Source organism: Serratia fonticola (genome assembly GCF_001006005.1).
In the GTDB taxonomy this organism is placed as follows: Bacteria; Pseudomonadota; Gammaproteobacteria; order Enterobacterales; family Enterobacteriaceae; genus Chania; species Chania fonticola.
This window is the reverse complement of the sequence record NZ_CP011254.1, coordinates 5687075-5711483: the sequence shown is the minus strand read 5'-3', so window position 1 is coordinate 5711483 and position 24409 is coordinate 5687075. Positions and strand designations below refer to the sequence as shown.

The following is a 24409-nucleotide window of genomic DNA, read 5'->3' as shown; positions in this document are numbered from 1 at the left end:
TAAACGATGAGCGGCGGCAAATTATTCATTGGTTAATTTGTTGGCGGTTTTTTAGAGTTGATTTAGCTATTAGTGCGGTGATTGATCATGTTTATGATATCTCTTTGTGATTAAATTTGTGCATAAAATGCTTTATTGGGACGATTTTTACGCTGATTTTCGAGTATAAAAAAACCGGCCAGAGGCCGGTCGTAACTACAAAAATTATCATACGGATAATGAAGGTAATAATGAAAATAATGATGATAGCGGGGTGATTATAGCGCCTGGCATTGCAGCGGTTTTTGGCACAACGTGCTTATTATTTGATACTTTTGTACTGTTATCTTTATTTTTATAAAGATTTGTATATTATGTTGTTTTATAAGGTTTAATTTATTTTTTTATCTTTCGGTGCTTTATTTGGTTTGTCGGTAAGGTTTTGTTAAAGTTCGCCAGTATTTACATTTTGAAACTTTTAAATATAGGTATGAAACACTATCGGATACTTGGTATCATTTTCTTTCTGGATTAATATAGCCCTTGTTACCAGAATGGTGATTCACAGTCGCGCTAATAATGCTCAGAAGAGCAGTGGCCGTAGCTCGACATAATTAAGAGGATAATAACGATGAAACTTCGAGTACTCTCCCTGATCGTCCCAGCTCTGTTGATGGCAGGCACAGCAGGTGCAGCAGAAATCTACAACAAAGACGGCAATAAACTGGATTTGTTCGGTAAAATCGATGGTCTTCACTATTTTTCCGACAACGATAAAACCGACGGCGATCAGTCTTACATGCGTTTTGGCCTGCGTGGCGAAACTCAGATCAACGATCAACTGACCGGTTATGGTGAGTGGGAATATCAGGTTCAGTTGAACAAAACTGAAGACGAAAATGACGCATTCACCCGTGTGGGCTTCGCTGGTCTGAAATTCGGCGATTACGGCTCATTGGATTACGGCCGTAACTACGGTGTGATGTATGACATCGGCGCATGGACCGACGTGTTGCCTGAGTTCGGTGGCGATACCTATGGCGCGGACAACTTCCTGTTCCAACGTACCAGCGGTGTTGTGACTTATCGTAACAACAACTTCTTCGGTCTGGTTGATGGCCTGAACTTTGCCCTGCAGTATCAGGGTAAAAACGGCAACGGTGAAGAAAGCAACAATGGCCGTGATGTCCTGAACCAGAACGGTGACGGCTACGGTATGTCCGTATCCTACGATCTGGGCTATGGCATCAGTGCTGCCGGTGCATTCTTCAGCTCTGACCGTACCAACGATCAGAACGGTGGCCCTAACGGCACCTCTTCCATTTTGGGTCGTGGTGACAAAGCCGAAGGCTATAGCGGCGGTCTGAAATACGACGCCAACAACGTCTACCTGGCAGCAATGTATACCCAGTCTTACAATGCTACCCGTTTCGGCAACAGTAATAGCTCTCTGTACGGTTACGCGAACAAGGCGCAGAACTTTGAAGTGGTTGCACAATACCAGTTCGACTTCGGCCTGCGTCCTTCCGTGGCGTACCTGCAGTCTAAAGGCAAGGACATTGGCGGCGGTTACGGCGACCAAGATCTGCTGAAATATGTTGATGTGGGCGCGACCTACTACTTCAACAAAAACATGTCCACCTACGTTGACTACAAAATCAACCTGCTGGACGACAACACATTTACCGACAAAGCCGGTATCAATACCGACGACGTGGTTGCTGTAGGCCTGGTTTACCAGTTCTAAGCAATACCGTGAATGTGACCACGCGGCCTTCGGGCCGCGTTTTTTTTGCCCGTTCACCAGCCGCACAGATTGATCTTCACGCGGCACTGATTGCTATTCTGCTGAGTCCGTACCTGCCTACCCTGTTTATAAATTGATAAATCAGGAGGTTGGTATGGAGCTTAAGATTGAGCGTGTGATTGAGACGGTGCTGTATGTTAACGATATCGAACGTGCCGCAGCCTTTTATCAGCAGGTGTTACAACTGCCAGCGATGGTCGCGAACGATCGTTTCCGAGCCTATAACATCTCCGATCAAAGCGTGTTGCTGCTGTTTGTTGCCGGAGATTCGCTGAACGGTGCTCACTATCCGGGAGGTTATATTCCCCCTCATGACGGCAGCGGCCCACAACATCTTGGTTTGGCCGTGAGCAAGGCTCAGCTAGCCCTGTGGGAGCAGCAGTTGGCCGAACACGGTGTTGAGATAGAAGGGCGTATGCGTTGGGAGCAGGGCGCGGAGAGTATTTATTTCCGCGATCCGGATGGTCATCTGTTGGAACTGGTGACGCCGGGTATCTGGGCCAACTATTAACAGCGTAACGCATTATTGGCATAAAAGCCTTTTAGCTTCTACACTTAGATGACAATAAGCATGCTAAGGAGATAAGCTATGACAATGAAACTGGTTTTGGCCGGATGCACTGCGGCGCTATTTACCGTACTGACTGGGTGTACCACTTACGACAGGGCCGCGAGCTATGTTAACGAGCCTGTGGTAAGCGATGTAAAAGTCGGGATGACGAAACAGCAAGTACGCGCAATTGCCGGGCCACCATCAACCTCAGCCAGCCTGATCCATGCGCAGGGTACCTGTGATACTTATGCCGTGGCACCACGGGATGGTAAAGCTCAGACCTATTTTGTCAGCTTCAACGACACGGGCCACGTGATGAACAAGGGTTATCAGAGTTGTTCAGAGTACGATACCCAACCTAAATAACTGCCTGTTTATTGCCCGAAAAGAGCCTCGCTGATGCGGGGCTCTGGTTTTTTTAACTGCAATCGGCCTGAAATTTAAGCAAACGAGCGTTTTGACGCATTTTTTTACGTCAAAACGATAGACATTTCATAACGGTACCGTTAATATCTGCGCCCATTGGAAGGATGGCCGAGTGGTTTAAGGCAACGGTCTTGAAAACCGTCGAGTGTAACAGCTCCCAGAGTTCGAATCTCTGTCCTTCCGCCAAATACAGACCCCAAGCTCGTAAGAGCTTGGGGTTTTTTGTTTGTGCCGATGTTTAGTATGCCATCGAATGTTGACTGCCCTTGCCCTTGCTTACCTGGTATTGGGCCGGTATTTGAGGGACCCGTCATTCACTGTGCGCTCTTCCGGTTCCATTGATGGTCAAGGGTGGGAGAGGTAGCAGGGTGAGATTGGGAGGCTAATCCGTTCTCCGCCATCATAATCGTGATGCTAACATCCCTGGAAAATGTTTTGTCACGATGTCATTCATCTTTTCAACCAGCCCCGGTTTTCTAAACGTCAGATGTGCCGAGCCCTTCATACAATATTTGATCGAAAAATACTCATCTTCATACACCTTCGCCATTTGCCGACTGGCACAGATATGTTCATAGAGTCGCGTGGTGATATCGCTACGATTATCAGCCAGCGGTTAATCGTAGCTAAATATATTCAGAAGATCGTCATTTGCGATGTCGAAAAAATTCCGCCAGATACTGAACCATTTTGCACGGATTGGCTAGACGGGGTTCTACGCCGGAGTCCCAGATTTTTCCGGCGGCCAAAACTATACGGCCCAGAGGGATCGAAACTACAAAAAGGATAAGGATTTCTGCTGCAGCATCCCGCGATACATTGAGTGGCTCTAAATTAAAGGAAGTCTCCATGCCTGATGAAGTGACTGGTTTAGTAAAATGGTTTGATGCAGGGAAAGGTTTTAGTTTTCTCTCTCCTGCTGATGGCAGCAAAGATGTCTTCGTGCATTTATCTGTGGTCCAAAGTAACGATTTTAAAATGTTAGATGAAGGGAGAAGTGGGGTTTTATATTGAAAGTGGTATCAGAAGTACTTCCGCTGGTAATGATTTCCCCCTGTTAGTCCCCTTTAAGCATATTGGCAAATGAAAGGGACTGTCCTCATTTTGTTTACGAGCTTCATGGGGGGCATGCGAACAGAAAAACGTGACAACAAAGTCTGTCACAGCTTTTCGGGTTCTGCCTACGGCCAGAGCAGACTGCCAAAGGGGGCAGTGAATATGAACGCTAGCCATGAGTAAACCTCAAAGGCCAGTTATTGTGCATCAAATTCAACCAACTGGAGGTTGTTGTGCTTTTATTTATATATTTCAATTGGATACTGATTAGTATGCTTGGTTTATTCAACTGTAATTTTCCCGGCAATCAATACATAAGAATAATCCCAGTCTGATTTAGACTCTGATTTAACGGATTTAGCTATCATTGGTATCTTTTGGATCGTAATATTTTTCACAGCGAACCACGGATGGCGGGCAACAGACTAGGAAAAGACGTGCATTACAGCTCCTGTCACAAGAGTAGCGAGATAAGTGCAACGATGTCTGCATGATGATAACTACGCAGGAAAATGTAGTTTTTTTAACTAAAAAACATGAAAAACATATTGCATATGTTTTATTGATAACCTCAAGTTACATTCGATATATAGTATCGTGTTGGTGAGTAATGGTGGTTATAAGTAAGTGCTTCCTTGTGATACGTGGAGTAAAAAGCCATTTATATGATGCGCTGTAGGTTTAAGTTCTTTCTTTCAAATCGATTTGAAAAGACGTATTTCATAGCCTTAGAATGGCCACTCTTAATCAGGATGTATGTCGTGGGGTATGATAGCGCACGTTGTTCGAGGTTTTACACATGGGGAAAAGGACTTTATACGGCTATCGCATTGGTTGCGATATCTATGTGGATATACGGCATAAATGCCTGGTCTATATGGTTTCTGATAAAAATAAAGAAGCATCTGGCATCAAAGTCGTGCATTTAAGAAAAACCATGATGCAATTATTAATCTACATCTTGGATAATGCGCAACAACACATTATCCAGGATGATGATATCATGCTAAATGTTTGGGATGCTCAAGGGTTGAGTTCATCCAGACAACGACTGTGGCAAGTCATCAACACACTGAGTCAAAAACTTTGTGCTTTTGGTATTTCCGCTCACTTTATTGAGCGCGTGAGGGCTCAGGGTTACATTATTGATAAAGAAATCATCACATTGATTTATGGTGAAAAAATGTAGGGGAAAGGATCCTGATATTGAGCAATGGAACTTAATGTATGATTACTATAATTTCTGATGATAGCTATTTTGTATTGGGGGCTCAAGCGTTGTTGACGCACTCTGGATACCAAGTGGCCACCATTGATATACATAAACTTAATCGCCCTGTTAACTCACAGCAGAACGACATCATTCTACTGTCATCAAACAATAGAAACTTGATCCATAATGTACTGTTGTTTGCTGGGGTCGAGAACAGGCGTGTCATCCAATTGATTGATGGGAACACGCCATCCGATATGTGGGCTGATGGTGTTCTGTCAAAAAAAACGGCGACACATGAGTTTCCACGCATCATAAAATACATCTTGAATCTGAAGGTAAAGGACTGTTTGAAAGATCTGACGCTTCGTGAAGTGGAGATCATGGATAAATTATTAAAAGGTAAAAAAAACCATGCCATCTCCAGAGAAATGCGAATATCTGAAAAAACTGTCAGCGCCCATAAGTTGAACGCATTAAAGAAACTGGGTCTCACGGGGTTAAATTCACGGGCCATACTGATCTACGGAAGCTATCAGAACAGACTACAAATGCAAAGATCTCACTAACCGGTTGTCAATGTTTTTTAAATTATCGGAGGATATCTGTTGCTGGATAAGTTTCCGGCAATTGCAATAAAAGGAGTTTTGTAGATGCTGTAGTTGACTTAAATAAGATGACACTATTTTTACCAACCTGATGCAATGATTGCTCAAAAGTATAGCCTTGTTACATGGGCGAAATACTAATGCGCTATCAATGGTGAGGTTGTTTATACCACCCGGGCAACAATATGTTTGCCAATATGTACTTATCACATACTTTAATGGATTTAAAAATGAAAAAGACTTTAATTACACTCGCCTTGGTTGCTTCCGGTGTTCTGGCATCGTCCGTTTATGCTGCCGATGGCACGGTAAATTTTGTCGGTGAAATCACGGATTCTGCCTGTATCGTCGACAGCACTGCGCAAAACCTGCAGGTAACACTCGGTAAAGTTGCTGCAACCTCGTTTAGCGGCGCAGGCAGCTATTCTTCCGCAACCCAATTCAAGCTGGTGTTGAAAGACTGCCCTGCGGGAGCAACAACGGCGACCGTCAAGTTTGACGGGAACAGCGTTGACAATGACAACAGCGTGCTGGCCTTGACCCCAGGTGGCGCAAGCGGCGTAGGCATTGAGTTGTCTGACGCCAGCCAGAAGGTGGTTAATTTATTCACCAACTCCGCGCCTTATGCACTGACCGCGGGCGTAGGTACTGAAACCGACCTGAATTTCACCGCACGTTATAAAGCGCTGAGCGCCGATATCCAACCCGGCGTTGCGAACGCGTCTGTGCAGTTCTCTATTATTTACAATTAATCCGGATTTTCTTTGCCTGGCAAAGATGTCTTGATAAAAGCAGGTCGGTATTTATACCGGCCTGCTTTAACCAGGACCGCCAACCCGGCTTTACAGCACTTGGCACCCGGACTGAAAAGCCCACATTGCTCGCGTTCTTCATTAACACCACGCGTCATTTTTATGTGCCGTGTCATTACGCGCAATGAGCATTAACTAAAGCATAAGCCGGTCTGTCCCTCTCTCCGTGCTTATCTTTTATTCAACGCTTATTCATATTCTCAGATAGGAAGTACACATGAAGTTATTGTCAGTAGTCTTGGTGGCGGGTTTGTTTGCCACCGCATTTAGTGCAACCGCCGGTGTGGTGGTGGGCGGGACTCGCCTGGTTTATGACGGGGCTAAAAAAGAAGCGGCATTAAATGTCAGCAATCCCGACAAAACACCTTATTTGATCCAGTCCTGGGTTGACACTCAAGAAGGCGGCGAGGCTAAAGCCCCCTTTATTATCACGCCACCCTTATTCCGCCTGGATGGTAAGCAGAATAACGTATTACGCGTCGTTCGCGCAGGAGGAAACCTGCCAGAAGATAAAGAGTCCCTGTTTTGGTTGAACATAAAGTCTATTCCATCCAGTGAAAAACGGGATAACACGTTACAAATCGCAGTGAAGACGCGCATCAAGCTGATTTATCGCCCAAAAGGGATTAAAGGCACGCTGGAGCAGTCTGCAAAGGACATCAAATGGCAGCGGAGTGGCAATACCCTGAAAGCCACCAACAACTCCGCCCATTACGTGACCTTCTTTTCGGTGAAAGTCGGTGGAAAAGATATTCCCGACTTTCCGATGGTTGCCCCCGGCGCCACACAAACCATGACGCTGCCAGCTGTCAGTGCCGGGAGTCAAGTCAGTTGGGAAATCATCAATGACTACGGTGGCACCAGTGAAGCTTACCAGGCCTCACTGTAAAGCCAACTGATGGGTAAATTTCAAGATCCGCTGCGTCAACATATTGGAAACGAGTAAATGGAAAAGCTGCTGAACAAGGGATATGTAAACAGGACCCGGCACTGCGTTCATTTGACGCGGCTAAGTTATTTGATCCTCTGTCAGTTAGGGTTACTGATGACGGATATGGGGTGTGTACAGGCTCGGGAATATTTTGACCCCGCCTTGTTAGAACTGGGTAACGCACCTCAAGCCAGGGCTGATTTATCTGTCTTTGAAGAAAGCAATACCCAGGCGCCGGGCAAATACCGGGTCGATATCTTGCTGAATGACCAATTCATTGAAACCCGTGAAGTGGACTTTACCCTGGTAAAAGATGCCAGCGGCAACCAAAGCCTGCAGCCTTGCCTTAATCAGGGTGAGCTGGAACAGCTGGGTGTCAAGGTGGCGGCATTCCCAGGGCTGGCCAAGGACGGTTGCGCCGACATATCAGCGGCCATTCCTCAGGCCTCGACAGCGTTTCGCTTTGGTCAACAGCAGCTTAACCTCAGCATTCCACAGGCCGCGCTGGCCCGGCAGGCGCGCGGATATGTGCCACCAGAACAGTGGGACCAGGGTATTTCCGCCTTGTTGGCCAACTACAGCTTTAGCGGTTCTAACAGCCGGGCAACCCATGACGATGGCAACAGCAACAACAGTTACTTTTTAAATTTGCGCAGTGGATTGAATATCGGCCCCTGGCGGTTACGCAACTACTCAACCTGGGCGCGAGACAATGAAGGCAGCGACAAATGGAGCTCCATCAACACGTATTTGCAACGTGACATTGTTGCTCTGCGTAGCCAACTCACACTGGGTGACAGTACCTCTCCCAGCGAAGTGTTTGACAGCGTGCCGTTTCGCGGTGGTCAGTTGGCTTCGGATGAAGAGATGCTGCCGGACAGCATGAAAGGTTATTCACCTGTCGTGCGTGGCATTGCCAAAAGCAACGCTCAGGTTACCGTGCGGCAAAATGGCTATGTCATTTACCAAAGCTATGTCTCACCCGGGGCATTTGAAATTAATGACCTGTATTCCACCTCGGGCAGCGGCGATTTGGCCGTAACGGTCACCGAAGCCGATGGCAGTGAGCAAAACTTTATTGTGCCATTTGCCTCTGTGCCGGTGCTGCAGCGTGAAGGTGCCTTGAAGTACAGCCTGACCGGCGGTCACTACCGTTCTTCAGACAACAGCGTGGATGAGACGGCGTTTGCGCAGGGGACCGCTATTTATGGTCTGCCCTGGGGGCTGACGGTCTACGGCGGCGTACAGGGCGCCGCGCATTACCAGTCGGTTGCTGGCGGTATAGGGAAGAACATGGGCCGTATCGGCGCCATCTCTCTGGATATTACCGAGGCGCAGTCAACCTTATCCGATGACAGCACCCGCAGTGGTCAATCATGGCGTTTTCGTTACGGCAAGAGTTTTGTTGAAACCGGCACCAACTTTAGCTTGGCCGGATACCGCTACTCCACACGAGGGTTCTCTACCCTGCAGGAAACGCTGGATACCTACAGCAGTAATAACTCTCCGCTCGGCGAGCAGCATAAACGCAGCCGTGCGGAGATGGTTATCAGCCAAAGCCTGGGTGAGTCAGCAGGCTCCCTTTCATTGAGCCTGATTGATGAAGGGTATTGGGACAACGGCCAGAAGACGCAATCCCTGGGTGTCGGCTATAGCAACAATTGGCAAGGGGTGAGCTATGGCATCAACTACAGCCAGAATAAAAATGCGGCCAGCAGTAATGGCACACGCAGTGAGGCCACCGACAGGGTGTTGGCGCTGAACGTGAATATCCCACTCAATCACTGGATGGGTAACACCTGGGCGAATTACGCCATGAGCAATACCAAAGGGGGCGCGACCACGCATAACGTCGGTCTCAGCGGCACAGCGTTGGACAATAACAACCTGAGTTGGGGAGTCAATCAGGGATATGCCACGCAGGGCGGCCGGGGTAATGTCAATCTGATGGCCAGCTACGAGGGCGGTAGCGGCCAGATTAATGGCGGCTATAGCTATGACAGTCATCAGCAGCGCATCAACTATGGCGTTGCGGGCGGTGTCATTGCTCACGCGGGGGGCGTCACGCTATCCCAGTCGCTGGGTGAAACGATCGCGTTGGTTAAGGCGCCGGGAGCAAAAGGCATCGATATCAATAATAACCGTGGCGTGAAAACCGACGGTCGCGGTTATGCGGTGGTGCCGTATATCAGCCCCTATCGCAATAATGCCATCAGTCTGGATACCACCTCACTGCCTGATGATGTTGAGCTGGAACTCACCAGCCAAACGGTCACCCCGACGCGCGGAGCGGTGGTGGTTGCCCGCTATCAGACCAAGATTGGTCAGCGGGTCATGATGACGCTGCTCCGTGCCAATGGCGAACCGGTGCCGTTTGGTGCCACGGTCAGCGACGCCGCCAACCCGAGTGAGAACGGCTTTATCGTCGGAGACCGGGGTCAGGTTTATCTGACCGGTCTGGCTGAGAGCGGCAAGCTAGGGGTGCAATGGGGGAAAGGTGGCGATAGCCAATGTCAGGTCAGCTATCAATTAGCCAGACAACACTCTCAGGATATAACGGCCAATGGCATTCAGATAATGAATGGCCGCTGCTTATAAAGGAACCCAAGAAATGAAGAATATCGTCAAGATGATGGGAGGGGTGTTGTTTTTATACAGCACCCACGCCTGGTCTTTCTTTGCTTGTAACACCGAATCTACCGGCGTCACGATCAATGCCCCGACGCTGGTTGTTCAGCGAGATCTGCCCGTCGGTGCCCGTTTGGCCGCGCCGGATTTTACCTCTCCTATCACGCTGTTATTCAGTTGCCCGGAGGGGAGGACCTACCCCACGGGGGGACAAAATTTAGGTGTCAAGGCGACGACAACCTTTACCGGAATGGTTGCAGGTGGTGGAGCCCGCATTTATAAAACCAATCTTCCCGGGCTGGGGATACAGTTGGGAGGAACGCTAGCAGCCGGAGCCCCTGGACAGGGCTGGGTTGGGCGTGCTGGCAATATAGACGGCAATGTGAACCAGGGGGCATTTTCGTTCACTGATAGCGTGTTGAGGTCGGCGTCAGCCGGCGCGGCGGTCACTTTTTATAAAATAGGGGACATGTCTTCAGGCGTGCTTACCCAGCAAGTCGGGTCAATGATCCTGGGTCAGGCGGGCAATTGGGCCCAACCCGAAGTTCCGGTCAATATTACCGGGATGAGTGTGACGGTGCTGGCCTGTTCACTGACCACGCCGACGGTGGCTGCCCCGTTGGGCAATGTCTATGCCACCGCCTTTACCGGGGTCGGTTCTACAACGGGTAACGTTGATTTTAACCTGGGGCTCAATTGTGCTGCCGGTACCAAAGTCAATGTGACCATGAACGGGATACAAAACACGGATACTGCCAATACCAGCGTGCTGGCATTAACCGGTGCCGGGAGTGCGGGGGTAGCAAAAGGGGTAGGTGCACAGATTTTGTATAACAATACGCCCTTGAACATTGGTTCTAGCCTGTTGTTGAAAACCGCTGCCGGTGGTATTGAGACCTTCCCTTTTAAAGCGCGTTATTATCAAACCCTGAGCAATGTTTTACCGGGTTCCGCCAATGCAACGGCAACACTGAATATTACTTATCTTTAAATCAACGTTAATAGCATAGTTTGTGAGGATCAATGAATTTATCAAAATCAAGAATGGCGCTGACCGGCTTATATTTACTTGCCAGCCCGCTGGTGATGGCTGCGGATAACAGCACCATTAATATTACCGGCAATGTCCTTGCCTCGCCGTGCGTTGTTGATGCGACCAACTCGGTCATGAATATTAAATTGGATGATATTCAGGCGACCGCCTTGAGTACTGCGGGTTCATACAGCCCCTGGAAAACCTTTTCGATAACGTTAGCCAGTTGCCCCGCATCAACCACCAATGTTGATATGACGCTGTCTGGCACCCAAGATCCGCAGGATGCGACACGCTATAAGAATACCGGCGCGGCAACCAATCTTTCTATTGAACTGACGGACAACGCAGGGACCAATCTCGGCAATGGTAAAAAATCATCCGTTGCGGTAAATAGCTCCACCAAACAGGCCGTTTTTACCCTGAAAACACGTGCCTATTCGGCTACAGGCAGTGTGATGCCGGGGAGTATCGCGGGCACGGTTTTGGCCACCTTTACCTATAGATAAAGCCCGGCAGTAAAGCACTGGTTGATGATGAAAGGACTGTAAGATGAAATTGAGTACCCTTGGCCTATTACTTTTATCTGGACTGTCAAGTTGGGGATGTTTGGCAGAGGATTCAAATCTCACTATCAGTGGCAACGTGATGGCCAGCCCTTGCGTTGTTGACACTGACAGCGCCAATCAGACCATAGATTTTGGTCAAGGCCGCAGCCGTGACTTTCTGGTTGCGGGCAGCGTGGGAGAATGGCAGCCTTTCTCGGTTTTACTCACCCAGTGCCCGATAACCACGCGTCACGCGACCGTGTTACTGACGGGGAGCGCGACCTCCGGGCCAGATGGCGTGCCACTTTATGCTAACCTGGGTTCGGCTCCCTACGTCGGGATACAAATAGCGGATGGCGATACTCATCAAACCCTGGGGCCAGGCAGCCGGGTCACCCTGGCCGTGGATAATACCAGCAAGACCGCAACCCTCTCTCTGGTCAGCAGGTTGTACAGCACCGGCCAAATGGGTGCAGGCCAAATCAGGGGCGCCATGCAGCTCGACTTTACTTATCAATGAACCATCTGCAGGCTTGTTATAAAAGGCGTTTGGATTAGATTCAGGCGTCCGCTAAAAACCTAATCAAGGTCGGGATGGCAGAACATTGCTGTCCCCGATCAAGTTATAGGTAGTGCAGTCAGATGATGCTTCGCTTTCTATCGGGGTGTAGCATGAAACAGCAGATACACGAGTGCTATAGCTAAAAGCCGTGATATAGATATAAGGAGTGACCTTACAATCTGCCCCTAACTCTTTAATCGATTTTATTTTCCCAGGTAAATCATAAATGGCGGAATCCGTATATATGATACATCCTGAAATTTCAGAATGGTGCGTGTAAGAACTTAATGGAGATAACTCCTTATTTTTAAAAACCAAGTAAGTTACCCACAAAATGACAATAAGAGCCAATATTACCATCATGTAATAATACAGGCTCTTTAATTTGACCCTTTTTTTATGCTGCATGGGATAAATTGGATGATCATTAACATTATCGTCATGCCCAAGGGCTTTGGTAATATTTTCTATCAGCACGCCACTATTTGAAGAAGACGCAATTATTGTCTCACCAATTTGCTCCTGCACAGAAAAAATCTGATTAAATTTGAATCCCTTCCTCGGGATCGTTAATATCATAACTTTATATTCTTTTGATATGCTTTTCAGTGCCTTACGAAGAAGCGAGATACTTTGATAGAGAGTGTCAACGGACACGTTTTTAGCTTCATCCTGCCAAACGTACTGGTAAAAATCATGTTGGGACACCAGATCAAAACGCCGCTCAAGAAGCAGTTCCAGACACCGGCTGACAGGTACGTGAAGAGTAATGATAAAGTCTTCAGCACCGAAAACAGTCAGTTGACATGTTGCCGGACAAAACTCAAAGCTTGAGTCAATGATGTATTTTTTTAGCATTCTTCACCAAGATTTTGATTGCATAATTCAAATAAATTTAAATACAAGTTTCTCATACCTTCCGCCGGTACTCGTTATAACGTACAGGTGCTTGATCTTAATCACATGATAGCTTGCCAATTAAGCATATTCAAAGTGGCTACTTTTGGCTATGCCAATTATAATTAATTTTTAAGTCATCAGACCTATCCTCAAAGGATAAGGCATTCCCCGACATAAACGCACCGTGGATCGTCAGTGGCGAATGGATAAAACCTGCATCAAAATCAAAGACCAGTGAGAATATCTGTACCACTCGGTTGATACCGCGGGTCAGCCATCTATTGTATCAGGAAAAAGGTAAGGTTCATCATATCTGGTTCTATTACGAATAAAAATACGACTACGGATTTATTAACTGATGCAATAAAGCGTAACGAATTTGTCACTCATAAAAAGGTAGCCATTACTCCCTACTTTGTACATATTAAGCCTATAGTCCTTATCATTAAATAACATGAATTCGGGAAACATACCCGTCAATAAATCAGTTGAAGCCATGTTTCCTGGAAGCTCCGAAACGATAGATTTATCAATGGCATAGATGCTTCCGTAGTGATGTAGCGTAAACGAGGATGCTCTACGGATAGTTATTATTTCGTTTTTTTTATTGCTTATAACTCCGTCAAAGTTGACCCTTCCACGCGCTCCAGTTAATAATATAGAAACTCTCACCCTGCTAGACATTAGCTCATTTTGGGTGACTAATGTGCCATTGCAAGAGATATTTATTTTGTCTGCTTTGTCAGGGTAAATGTAATAAATCAATAAGGGTAGCAAGCAGAGAACCAACACGGCAGGGACCAGCAATTCCTTTCTCATTTCACATTGCTCCCAATCAAGTTATAAGTAATGCAGAAAGGTGAACTGGTGTTCTCCAAGGGATAACGGCACGCAATTGCAGAGGTACGAGTACTATATCTAAACATAGTGATATAGAGGTATGGTGTGGTTTCGCAATCGACACCTAACTCGCTAAGCTCTTCAATTCTCCTCGATAACATACTATTGTTAGCATTAGTATATATGCTGCATGTAGATCCATCTGTATAGGGTGTGTAATAGAACAATGGATATATCTCCCTCCTTTCAAAAAAGAAGTTAAAAGCCACTAAAGCAGTAATGGCAACCAAAATACTCAAGACATAAAATAATGACACCTTCAGTTTTTTATTTGTTCTATGCCACCATGGGGAGGTTTTATTTCCATTAACGGTATCTTCATGAGAAAGGTGGCTGGTGAGGGAGTCTATGGATATGTCACTAGTTAAAGAATGGTTATCTACTTCCGTGGCAATATTTTCTAATACAGAAAAAATCTCATTGAACTTAAACCCCTTCTTAGGGACTGTTAGTATCATAACTTCATATTTTTTTGATATGGTTTTTAATGCCTTACGAAGCAATGCAATGTTCTGATAGAGTGTGTTAACGGAAATATCCTTACCTTCATCGCCCCAAACGTACTCATAAAAATCATGTTGTGGCACCAGATTAAAACGTCGCTCAATGAGCAGCTCCAGACAACGACTGCTGGGAGTATTAAGAGTAATAGTAAAATTATCCCCATCTAAAACAGTTAACTGGGAATTTTGCGGGAAAAACTCAAGGTTTGTGTCAATAATGTATCGCTTTAACATATTCTTCCATAATTATAATTATTTATACTCAATTTAATTATAGTGCAAAACTAGGCTGTAACCCGTAACTATTTTTGGCTATGATGCATTAAGTCGCTGTTAGGTCACATGGTTTTTGTGATGTTACTGCTCATGTCACTGATCCGAAACGTCTTCAGTCACCTGCATATTGCTCAGTGCGTCCGCTGGTATCTGGTTTACTCACTGCGTTTACACAACCTGGATGAGATGATGGCAGAGCGCGGTATTGTCGTTGACCATTTAACGCTGCATCGTTGGGTTGGCGTTCTTGAATGTGGCCGGGGCCAAAACGGGGAAATTACAGCTGACAGGGCAGGTTATTGATGTCATTGACGGTATCGCTGTCGTCTTCGATGATCAAAAGCGTTTTGCCTTTTCCGTTTTTCCCACCGCGATTTACAGGTCTTACTGAAGTCTACACAACCCCCCACCTTAGCAGTGATCACATTTTATTTAACTTTGCGTGAGGTCTTGGGGAACAAATTCGTTGAATACTTCTCACATCGAAGTGATATGGGGGCAGGAGAGAGCCGATGAGTAAGCAACAGCAAACCGGTAAGGATGCCATGAGCCAGTAAAAGCGTAATCCCGTCGGCGGCCTTTGCTGCCGGTTATTATCCAGCTAGTGAGAGGATTTAATGATGAAAAATGTAATCTTGGCTTTGGTACTGGCCGCAGCCAGCAGCAGTGTCATGGCCGCCATGCCGGTGACAAGTAGTGCTGCACAAGGGTTGCAAAAAATCGGAGAGGTTTCCAGCCAGGCGACAACGTTGAGCAGCTTTGAACAGATGATAGCCGCAGATGCGAAACAGCGAGGGGCCAGTGCCTATCGCATTACTTCAGTTACCGTTAATAACCATGTTTACGGCACCGCGGATTTGTATAAATAATCAGGAGAGGGCATGGTGGTAAATCGATAAGGGGCGACGTTCAATTGATGAACACGCCCCTTTACCTTTACTCAACCACGCTGCAGGTTGAAAATCACATCGCTTTCTGTCGGGCTGAGCTCGCCGTTTTTTCATAACGCGTCGCATTCAGTACATTCCACTGACGAAATAGACCCGAGTTTCCTAGGAAAATGGCACTCCAGTTGGGTTAACGTAACGCCAAACCCATTTACCCATGAGCTTGGGGTTTTTCGTTTTCAGATGGCCTTCAGGTCTTTACTTTCTAGGCGCTTGCACCACTTCGCCAGGTGATTTTCCGCGTGTTCACATCGCCATCAGGATCTCGGTAAAATCGTTAGTAATGGACGATGTCATGGGCTCGTCACGTTTAATAATATAAAAGCATGCGCTGATATTGATATCTTCAGCAGATTTTTTCTTGAGGTTCAGCTGTGGGCTGTAATGTGCCACGATATGATCGCTTAATAGCGCGAGATAACCCTGCTGTTTCACTAGACACCAGGTGGCGAGGAAAGAATCAGTTTCCACGACATTACCCTGCTGCGTGCACGGGAAAGAGGAGTCTTGCATCGCTAGACGGCCGGCAGTACAGGAATGCGGGACTACCCACTTTGTATCGTCCAGCGGCAGCTCATCAGAGGACTGATTGTTCCCTTGATAAAGCGAAAACGTTTCACATTTGAAATCCTGCGTTACCAGATCGACACAGTTAATCCCCTCGCTGAGGTTGCAGACCACCAGATCCAGTTCGTTATTTCTCAACTTGGCAACCAACCCCTCGGGGCAATCCTCAATCACGATAATGCGGCTGTGTGGATAACGCTGATTAAAGATCTCAAGTGCGTCGGGGAGATAGCATAGCAGTGGATAGGTGCTCATACCTAGGCGCAAGAATTTCTCTCCGGTTTCTTTCAGTCCACGGAATTCATAAATGGTATTCCTTAACTCATTGGTGATAGCGTCAATGCGTTGAAAAAACGCTTCGCCTACCGCAGTGAGCCGTACACCGCGGTTGCTGCGTTCCAAAAGACGCGAGCCTATATTTTCTTCAAGTTCTTTAATAATACGGCTGAGTGTCGGTTGTGAAATAGCCAGCTTTTTTGATGTTTCATGTAAGCTACCGCAGTAAACAATTTCTTTAAAAGTAGTCAGGTGAGATAATTTCGGCATACTTTTCATAATAATTCTCTTCATTCATATTTTAATTGGCGGTGTAAAAGGGCCCTAAGTGACGTTTTTAACCAGAGCCACAAATTCTGCTGTAATAGGCCTGCTTCATCATGCTATCGCCAAGTAAAGTATTGACGGTTTTATCAAGTACCGTAGTAGTGACAGAGGCGGGCATGAGAGTTGCGGTGATCTCTACGTCATCATCGCCAAAAGGCTCGATATCCAGGTGCGAGATAAAGCAGTTTTCGGCTTGCATCACCTGTTTGAATTTGGCTAACGCTTCGCGTTGCTCGTGTTCAATTGCAATCACGCAGATCTGGTAGGTGGATTCACCGTTAACATCGCTGAAAGGTTGTTTGTTGACCATATTGACGATCGGGCGCAGCAGTGTATTGGCAGCCAGTACGTATAACGTAGCGGCCAGAGCATCTCCATATAATGCGCAACCCGCGCAGGTACCGACGGCTGCCGATCCCCAAAGCGTAGCCGCTGTGTTCAGGCCGCGGATATTCATTCCTTCTTTCATGATTGCCCCAGCTCCGAGAAAACCGACGCCAGAAACCACATAAGAAATCACTCTTACCGCACCCCCACTGCCATCAATGGTCATGGCCAGATGTACAAAAATAGCTGCGCTGGTGGCAACAAGTGTATTGGTGCGTAACCCGGCGGTGCGTTGCCGGAACTGTCTTTCATAGCCAATAATTGCGCCAAGTAAAGATGCCGTTGATAGCGTTATTAATGTTTGAATAAAATGCATGATAAAAACCAACATGTTATCTGCTTATCATGAAACACCGATAAAAAGGTAGCTCTTGATAAACAGGTAGTTAAAATGGCAGACTTTTCATCTGCCAGACAGCGATTAGAAATTGATTTTATGCCTTGGTAAACACGGTTCAGTGGCGTTTACACAGGGCCTGGTTTTAATAGGCCGAAGTAGCAATTTGCTGGCTTAGCTCAGCGCTGATTTCTTCGATCAGGCTTTGCATTGAGCGTTTGTTCCGCTCCTCACGCCGTAGGGTGATTTCATAATTTCCGGTCACGGTACCGGGTTCTGAACCTAACAAAATAATCCGATCTGACATCATTACGGCTTCTGTTATGCTATGGGTTACTAAAATCATGGAGCGAGTTTTTATTTGCCGCGTCGACCAGATCTGCATTAGGTCGTTGCGTAGATTTTCTCCGGTATAAATATCCAGGGAAGAGAAAGGTTCATCCAGTAGCAGCAACGCAGGTTCGACGACGAGCGCACGGGCAAACCCCACCCGTTGGCGCATACCACCGGAAAGTTCTCGTGGGAAAGCATTGCGGTATTTTTCCAGACCAATCAGGTTCAGCATTTTTATCACCTGCTTGTCGATGGTGTCTTGGGAATAATGCTGTGCCTGCAATCCAAAGGCGATATTTTGATAAACGGTTAACCAAGGGAAAATAGCAAAGTTCTGGAAAACCATATTGATTTGTGGGTTAGGGCCTGAGACTTTGTTCTCACCCAGCATGACATCCCCAAAATCAGGAGATATCAAACCTGAGATGATCCGCAGTAGGGTGGATTTGCCCGAGCCGGATTTCCCTAATACGCTGACTACTTCATTATCATAGACTTTGAGGTCGATATCACTAAGGACCAAATGTGATTTTTGGGCCGTAGGTTGGAAGCTCTTGCTAACGTTGCTGACAGTAAGTAATACTTTTTTCTTGGCCATCATATTTCCTTGGTTATCTTTTAAAAAACAAATAGGCGAATAGGATATGCCGCTGAGTTTTGCACAGGAACATCCAGACGTGAAAATTCACACGGGAGAATGCCAGCGGCCTTATTGGTCTGATTAGTAAGTTGAATTCTGGCTATTGAGAGATGCTGTCAGCTAGGGATCGCCTAGTATAAGGCGCTGAAGGAAGTAAGAATAAAGTGCAGTTGTGACGTGATGACGTCACATACGGATACTTTTCAGGACGCAGTAAATGACTATTGCGCCTAAGCCTCCAGCAGGCTCAACAAACCAATGAATAACGAACCGTCGGTGTCCATAATTTTATCCTGTATCAAATCGGAGTCTCATAGTACCCACAAGGGCCAGGAAGCTCAATAACAGAGTGGTATTTTAGAACTGCAAAATGTAATTTAATATTAATAGTTATCGCAAGGGTTGTTTAAACTAAACATAGTATCAACGAGGTTGTAGTTTCAATGAATGATTGGCTATAAATCCCGGAGCAATGGAAGTGAAACTAAATCGTTAAATGAGGGTAATTCAGGCAATGTGGTGATTGTTATCTTTGGTTTCGCTATGATAAATACTCTAATTTCAAAGGGGAAATGCCTATTGGCAATGTGGAATGGGGAAAGAAACGGCTAACATGATTGTATTCACTGTTTTTAACTTTCATTCATATGTCTTGCTTGCTACCTTTTACCCGTTCAAAACGATAAAAAAGCCCAATGAGGTCAAGCCTCATCAGGCATGGGGTTCAGCGCTTAGCCTCTCAGAACTGGTACATAATCCCCGTCTCGACGATATCATCAGCACTTAAACCGGCTGCATTATGTTTATCCAGCAGGTTCAGTTTGTACTCTACATAGGTCGACATATTGGCATTGAAGCTATAACCCAGCGCCATATCTATATACTTGACCAGATCGGTATCACCGATGCCAGGCATGTCGCTGCCACGCGATTGCAAATAGGCAAGAGAAGGAGTGATACCAGAGTCAAAGTGATACTGTGCCACGGCTTCGACGGCATCGACCTTTGGTGCAAAACCGGTGTAGTTGCCACCATCCACGTAGGTCATGTTCTGAGTGCGGGTATAGTTTGCTGCCAGATAGAGGTTATCCCGATCGTACTTCAGGCCCAGAGTCCAGGCTCTGGCACGATCGCCATTGGCCATACCAAAACTACGCTGTGCCTGTGTACGATCCGAATTGGCGTAGGCACCGCCTGCGCTCAGTCCCCAACCAATGTCGTAGGTCGTGGAGAAGGAATATCCGTCGCCGTTTTGTGTCTGTAGGTCTTGCGTGTGATGAGCGTCGTCCCCCCGATTCTTTCCCTGATATTGCATGCCAATATTCAGGCCATCAATAATCCCCCCCAAACCCTGATTATGATAGGTCAACATACCGTTGCCCCGACTGGTCATAAAGTTATCGGCAGCTTCATAACTGTCATTACCAAACTCGGGTAATACATCGGTCCAGCTTCCCACATCATAGAGTAAACCGTAGTTGCGCCCATAGCTGATGCTTCCAAACGGGCCGAATTTCACTCCGGCAAAACCCAACCGCGTGTAGTTACCACTTTGCTCGCCAGTTTCCGCTCCGTTCAGCCCAATCTGATATTCCCACTGGCCGTACCCAATGATGCCATCATTAATTTGTGTTTCGCCTTTAAAGCCAAAACGAGTGTAGGACTGATCGCCGCTGCTGCCAGCATTATCACTGAAATAATGAACGCCATTAATCTGCCCATATAAATCCAATTTATTGCCGTCTTTATTTACGATTTCTGCAGCCAATGTGGTGCTGGCTACTGGCAATAGTAACCCCAATACTGCTAAGTGCATTTTATTTTTCATTTCAATAACCTGATATTAATAAATATGTTGAAAGTTATGATGCTTTTTGTGATGTCGCAATTCTCTTATATAAACGTTCGCTGGTTTCATCAATAATGGCTGCCATATTCTGTCTGCCTCGTGATTCTCTTGGCCTGTCGATAACGATCTCATCGGTGATCTGCCGTTTATTGGCATCCATAATGACGACTCGGTCGGACATCATGACCGCTTCTTCTATGTCATGGCTCACCATGACGATGGCACTGGTATTAATTTTTTGGTTCGTCCAGATATTCATTAAATCCATCCGCAGTTTCTGCGCGGTGAAGATATCAAGAGAAGAAAAGGGTTCATCCAACAGCAAAACTTTGGGTTCCACGGCTAATGCACGGGCAAAACCTACGCGCTGGCGCATACCACCGGAAAGTTCACGGGGCCAGGCTTTCTCATACCCGTTCAAGCCAACCAGTGTGAGTAATGCTTTCAGCTTTTTGTCGATCAATTGCGGTGGCAAGTCTTGTGCGAGCAGGCCAAAGGCGATGTTGTCGTACACCGTGAGCCACGGATAAAGAGCATAAGACTGGAATACCATGCTGATATCGGTATCAGGCCCTTCGATAGGTTTTCCTGCCAGCGATACCGTGCCGGTATCAGGGAAAATCAGGCCAGCAAATATCCGCATCAACGTTGATTTTCCTGAACCTGACTGCCCAAGGATCGTAACGAATTCACCCTTGTGAACATTCAGATCCACGTCGCGCAGCACTTCCTTGGGGAGCTTGTTTTCGCCAATGAAGGCTTTGTTTACCTGCTTGGCGCTGAGCACCACTTCTTGAATAATCATTTAATTTCCCTGCATTAATCATATTTGAATTTGGTTTCTGCTACGCGATACAGCGGCTGCCAGATAAAGATTACGCATAACGCTACCAGTGAGCACATGGCAGCGCAGCCCAGGGCGGATTCCGGGTTTTTACCGGCATCGGTCACGACTGAAATAAAAGCGCCCAGCCCGGTAGTACTGATCGTGGTGGTTCCCCATTGAATGACTTCTGCTGCAATGGCGCTATTCCAGGCACCGCCTGCTGCAGAAATAATGCCGGTAACGATGTAGGGGAAAATCGCGGGCAGCATATAGTAACGCCACCATTTGAAACTCCGTAAACCGAAGGTTTCGCTGACTTCGGTGATCTGTGATGGGATTGCCGTGACGCCAGCAATGACGTTAAACAACACATACCACTGAGTGCCGATCATGATCATTGGAATCGCCCACCAGCCAAGGTCCTGATGGTAAACAGCGATAAAAGCGGCGATCAGAGGATAGAAAATATTGGGTGGGATAGCAGCCAGGATTTGAATGATCGGCTGGAAGAATTTCACTAGGCGTGGATTCATACCTATCCAGACGCCGAGTGGGGTGAAAATCACGATACTGAGCACCATTGCAGCCACTACGCGCGCAGTGGTCAGCAGCATCCATTCAGGCATCATGGCAAAGTATTGCTTTGGGAAATACTCCCACAGTTGATAACCGAACCAGGCACAGGTCATGACCACCGCGAGATACCAAGTGCTGCGCCACAGCCAGTTGGCTTTTGCGGTGATGCGAAACAGCTTATGCAAGCGAAGGCCGTACCAGATCTGTGGCAGCTTAAACAGCCATAAATCAGCCAGCATACGTAGGGCTGCTGACAACATTGACCCTAGATGGGAATAACTCAGGCAGTTATAAAACCATGAGCTGCCTTCAGTTTTATTGGCGCTAACATCTTCGTATTTGAAACGGGAGGTATAGCGAACCAACGGGCGGAAAACCAATTGGTCGAGCACGATAATATTAGCCGCCAATGTGATCACGGCAAACAGAATAGCGTGCAGGTTTTGCTGCGCCAGCGCTTCGGCAATATAGGAACCTACACCAGGCAATGCCACCGATTTATCGTTGACCGGGATAGCCTCCGACGCCACCAGAGCGAACCATGCAGCCGATTGTGACACCATGGCATTCCACAATAACCCAGGTACGGAATAGATAAACTCTAACCGCCAGAATCGTTGCCATGGATTGTAGTTGAAGCTGCGCGCGGCTTCATCCAGTTCACTTGGAACGATGCGCAGTGTCTGGTACAACGTTAACATCATGTTCCATGCCTGGCCGGTAAATACCGCAAAGATAGCGGTACACTCCAGCCCCATCACGCTGTGTGGGTACAGGCCAAGAAAATAGACCGTGGTGAAGGTTAAAAAACCCACCAAGGGTACTGACTCCATGAAGTTGACGAAAGGCAATATCACCCTGCGTAACGGCACGTAGCGCGCCGCTAAGACGGCAAAGACAATAGAGAATAACAATGACCAAATCATGCCGATGGCAAACCGCATTGTCGTTCTTAGTGAGTAATAGAAAAGATTCCAGGTATCCAGACTAATGGCGCCCACGCTGTGTTCATCGAACGAGCCGTGCATGTCCCCCCAGGCACGGATAAGAAAGACGATGACCAATGATGCTATTACAAAAACAATAAGGTCATTTAGATAGTACTTTCTAGAAATAGATGTACTTCTGCTTTTTTGCATAATGCCAATCCCGTAAATTTCTCAAAAAACCGGCGGGAACGTCAGCTAAATAAAGCCGATCGCCTCCGTTTTAAACAAAATTATATAGCTTGAGATAAATTAATTTGCTGATTGTTACGCTGATGGTGAACGATGAATACTACAGGAACAGGCATGACAAGCCGGTATTATCAGATGCCAAGGTACATAGACAGTGCCTGGTCGTTGCTGATAAGCCGTTGATTGATTGTCTACATTCTGTTTATTTCAGAATGTAGCATGAACTACATTACTGAAATTTATCCAGTAGTACTAAACTAAAACTTCCATCGTCCATAAGGCCCCCGTGGTGAGAATAAAACGGTGAGATAGTAATGCTTGAACATAATGAATAGCAAGTAGATGTGATGGTTTTCATTATTACATATGTAACAGGATGAAAATTGAGTTTTTAAATGATATATCCATAAATTAAAATGGGAAGGTGATATCGTCAGATAGACAAGGACATCAGAAAATTGAAGCCTATATAGCTAATTTGAATATTATTTAAATTAGGGAGATATAACTGATTTTCTTTGAGTTACGCTTCTTCTTGATGGACTATTTTTTCGCAATATTATTAATGCCCCGAGCTTCCAGGAGGTTCGGGGGGGAGGAGAGCACCAACTCGCCATGTCATCCCTGCATACCCTCCAAGATCTTACTGGCTTTTGGTTCCAAAGGAATATGGTGTAAGTTGCCTGCCTTCATGCCCTAGGACCTCACCTGAGCGGCAAGCTGAACCGTCGCAAGGTGCTGGCATGCATGAACGGGGAGCCAATGCCCTTGCTGATTTTCAGCATAAACTCTCCCGCTCAATGGTTGATGAAAACCAAGCACTAATCATAGATTTCGTGAACCCTGGCGAGCAGTGCTCTACTTGTGTGGCGACGAGGTAAAATGCAAAGCACTGAAAATGAATCTGCAAGCGGGATCGCAATAAGGAAAACTTTTCTCTCTAGCAAGTGACAGTGCTGGGGGATTTGTTAAAATAGACCCACTTAATCAAGATAAGATTATTATTATCATGCAGTTAACTCATATTTTTCGTCTTGTCCCTGTGTTGCTTTTGCTGGTAACGGCGGGTTGTCAGCAACCGCGTTCTTCTCTGCAAAAGGAGCCGGTCGCCCTTAATGAACAGGTAGAACAGCTGGCTTCAGTGATTGCCAGTACCAAGTATTTGAAATATAAGTGCAATCGTAGTGATTTACCCAGCGATGCGGTTATTGACAAGGTTGCCTACAAAGTCGCCAAGCAACGAGGCTGGAATAACGCTGGCTACGGGGCTTTACCGCAGCGTAGTGAGGAAATTTATCAAAGCCTGATGAGAGACAACACGCCGGAACAAACCAAGTGCAGCAGCTTTAACAGCCTGTTGGCACCTTTTACCGACGAACTGCGTGCAGAAAGGAGCAGTTAGTGACACCAACTTGACGCCCTGCGCCAAGT

At 46.6% G+C, this 24409-nt stretch carries 22 protein-coding genes, 1 tRNA gene and 3 pseudogenes; 16 read left to right on the top strand and 10 right to left on the bottom strand.

Translation table 11 applies throughout. The features are described 5' to 3' along the window. The first annotated feature begins 610 nt into the window (after window positions 1-610). The 4 genes from ompC to WN53_RS25405 all read left to right on the top strand — a co-directional run bounded on the left by ompC (window position 611) and on the right by WN53_RS25405 (window position 2951). The gene (gene ompC / locus WN53_RS25420) at window positions 611-1726 is read left to right on the top strand and encodes a porin OmpC (protein ID WP_046808380.1); all 1116 of its coding nucleotides are present in this window, start codon (window positions 611-613) and stop codon (window positions 1724-1726) included. A 154-nt stretch (window positions 1727-1880) separates the two neighbouring features. Continuing rightward, window positions 1881-2297 carry a VOC family protein gene (locus WN53_RS25415; RefSeq protein ID WP_024486160.1) on the top strand — a complete coding sequence of 139 codons (417 nt, stop codon included), beginning with the start codon at window positions 1881-1883 and terminating at the stop codon, window positions 2295-2297. 78 nt (window positions 2298-2375) lie between these two features. Further along, window positions 2376-2705, top strand: coding sequence for an osmotically-inducible lipoprotein OsmE (osmE, locus tag WN53_RS25410; protein ID WP_021805952.1), 330 nt, complete (start codon window positions 2376-2378; stop codon window positions 2703-2705). A 158-nt stretch (window positions 2706-2863) separates the two neighbouring features. Next, a tRNA-Ser gene (locus WN53_RS25405) sits at window positions 2864-2951 on the top strand. 214 nt (window positions 2952-3165) lie between these two features. Here the strand turns inward: WN53_RS25405 and WN53_RS27795 are convergent. Next, window positions 3166-3378: pseudogene (locus WN53_RS27795) on the bottom strand (DUF4942 domain-containing protein); the annotation flags it as partial. Between the two features lie 236 nt (window positions 3379-3614). Here WN53_RS27795 and WN53_RS25395 point away from each other — a divergent pair. The 9 genes and pseudogenes from WN53_RS25395 (at window position 3615) to WN53_RS25355 (ending at window position 12114) form a co-directional block, all read left to right on the top strand. Next, window positions 3615-3852, top strand: a pseudogene (locus WN53_RS25395) (cold shock domain-containing protein). Between the two features lie 768 nt (window positions 3853-4620). Beyond that, window positions 4621-5010, top strand: coding sequence for a winged helix-turn-helix domain-containing protein (locus WN53_RS25390; RefSeq protein WP_046808379.1), 390 nt, complete (start codon window positions 4621-4623; stop codon window positions 5008-5010). Between the two features lie 38 nt (window positions 5011-5048). Next, a complete protein-coding gene (locus WN53_RS25385) occupies window positions 5049-5603 on the top strand; it encodes a response regulator transcription factor (RefSeq protein WP_046808378.1) in 555 nt (184 codons plus the stop codon). Window positions 5604-5872: 269 nt separating this feature from the next. Further along, the gene (locus tag WN53_RS25380) at window positions 5873-6394 is read left to right on the top strand and encodes a fimbrial protein (RefSeq protein ID WP_024486156.1); all 522 of its coding nucleotides are present in this window, start codon (window positions 5873-5875) and stop codon (window positions 6392-6394) included. Window positions 6395-6671: 277 nt separating this feature from the next. After that, window positions 6672-7343, top strand: coding sequence for a fimbrial biogenesis chaperone (locus WN53_RS25375; RefSeq protein ID WP_024486155.1), 672 nt, complete (start codon window positions 6672-6674; stop codon window positions 7341-7343). A 156-nt stretch (window positions 7344-7499) separates the two neighbouring features. Then, the gene (locus WN53_RS25370; protein WP_024486154.1) at window positions 7500-9983 is read left to right on the top strand and encodes a fimbria/pilus outer membrane usher protein; all 2484 of its coding nucleotides are present in this window, start codon (window positions 7500-7502) and stop codon (window positions 9981-9983) included. After that, window positions 9967-11004: a fimbrial protein gene (locus WN53_RS26970; protein WP_024486153.1), complete on the top strand. Its 1038-nt coding sequence runs from the start codon at window positions 9967-9969 to the stop codon at window positions 11002-11004. The genes WN53_RS25370 and WN53_RS26970 overlap by 17 nt, the downstream gene beginning before the upstream one ends. Window positions 11005-11036: 32 nt before the next feature. Beyond that, window positions 11037-11555, top strand: coding sequence for a fimbrial protein (locus tag WN53_RS25360; RefSeq protein WP_024486152.1), 519 nt, complete (start codon window positions 11037-11039; stop codon window positions 11553-11555). 43 nt (window positions 11556-11598) lie between these two features. Continuing rightward, window positions 11599-12114 (top strand): fimbrial protein, encoded by a 516-nt coding sequence (locus tag WN53_RS25355; protein ID WP_152526623.1) that lies wholly within the window; start codon window positions 11599-11601, stop codon window positions 12112-12114. Between the two features lie 63 nt (window positions 12115-12177). Here the strand turns inward: WN53_RS25355 and WN53_RS25350 are convergent, their stop codons facing one another. The 3 genes from WN53_RS25350 to WN53_RS25340 form a co-directional block, all read right to left on the bottom strand. After that, a complete protein-coding gene (locus WN53_RS25350) occupies window positions 12178-13014 on the bottom strand; it encodes a winged helix-turn-helix domain-containing protein (protein ID WP_024486150.1) in 837 nt (278 codons plus the stop codon). 393 nt (window positions 13015-13407) lie between these two features. Next, entirely contained in the window at window positions 13408-13875 is a 468-nt protein-coding gene (locus tag WN53_RS25345; protein ID WP_046808376.1) for a hypothetical protein, read from the bottom strand. After that, window positions 13872-14693 (bottom strand): winged helix-turn-helix domain-containing protein, encoded by an 822-nt coding sequence (locus WN53_RS25340; RefSeq protein ID WP_024486149.1) that lies wholly within the window; start codon window positions 14691-14693, stop codon window positions 13872-13874. Before WN53_RS25340 ends, WN53_RS25345 begins: the two co-directional genes overlap by 4 nt. A 132-nt stretch (window positions 14694-14825) precedes the next feature. On the opposite strand from WN53_RS25340, the pseudogene WN53_RS28085 reads away from it, so the two are divergent. Together WN53_RS28085 and WN53_RS25330 are read left to right on the top strand one after the other, a co-directional pair. Beyond that, window positions 14826-14975: pseudogene (locus WN53_RS28085) on the top strand (IS6 family transposase); the annotation flags it as partial. Between the two features lie 380 nt (window positions 14976-15355). Then, window positions 15356-15604, top strand: a complete 249-nt coding sequence (locus WN53_RS25330; RefSeq protein ID WP_024486147.1) for a YdgH/BhsA/McbA-like domain containing protein — start codon at window positions 15356-15358, stop codon at window positions 15602-15604. 324 nt (window positions 15605-15928) lie between these two features. On the opposite strand, the gene WN53_RS25325 is transcribed toward WN53_RS25330, so the two are convergent. From WN53_RS25325 to WN53_RS25300, 6 genes are all read right to left on the bottom strand, one after another. Further along, on the bottom strand, window positions 15929-16804 hold the full coding sequence (locus WN53_RS25325; protein WP_046808374.1) for a LysR family transcriptional regulator: 876 nt from the start codon (window positions 16802-16804) through the stop codon (window positions 15929-15931). A 58-nt stretch (window positions 16805-16862) separates the two neighbouring features. Further along, entirely contained in the window at window positions 16863-17570 is a 708-nt protein-coding gene (locus WN53_RS25320; RefSeq protein ID WP_037412909.1) for an MgtC/SapB family protein, read from the bottom strand. A gap of 151 nt (window positions 17571-17721) precedes the next feature. Then, window positions 17722-18507, bottom strand: coding sequence for an ABC transporter ATP-binding protein (locus WN53_RS25315; protein WP_024485897.1), 786 nt, complete (start codon window positions 18505-18507; stop codon window positions 17722-17724). A gap of 781 nt (window positions 18508-19288) precedes the next feature. Next, window positions 19289-20365, bottom strand: coding sequence for a porin (locus tag WN53_RS25310; protein ID WP_024485898.1), 1077 nt, complete (start codon window positions 20363-20365; stop codon window positions 19289-19291). Between the two features lie 46 nt (window positions 20366-20411). After that, window positions 20412-21203: an ABC transporter ATP-binding protein gene (locus WN53_RS25305; protein WP_046808373.1), complete on the bottom strand. Its 792-nt coding sequence runs from the start codon at window positions 21201-21203 to the stop codon at window positions 20412-20414. A 14-nt stretch (window positions 21204-21217) separates the two neighbouring features. Further along, a complete protein-coding gene (locus WN53_RS25300; protein WP_235167014.1) occupies window positions 21218-22828 on the bottom strand; it encodes an ABC transporter permease subunit in 1611 nt (536 codons plus the stop codon). Between the two features lie 1159 nt (window positions 22829-23987). Between WN53_RS25300 and gspS the strand changes: the two genes are divergently transcribed. After that, window positions 23988-24380, top strand: coding sequence for a type II secretion system pilot lipoprotein GspS (gene gspS, locus WN53_RS25295; RefSeq protein WP_024485900.1), 393 nt, complete (start codon window positions 23988-23990; stop codon window positions 24378-24380). Window positions 24381-24409 lie beyond the last annotated feature (29 nt).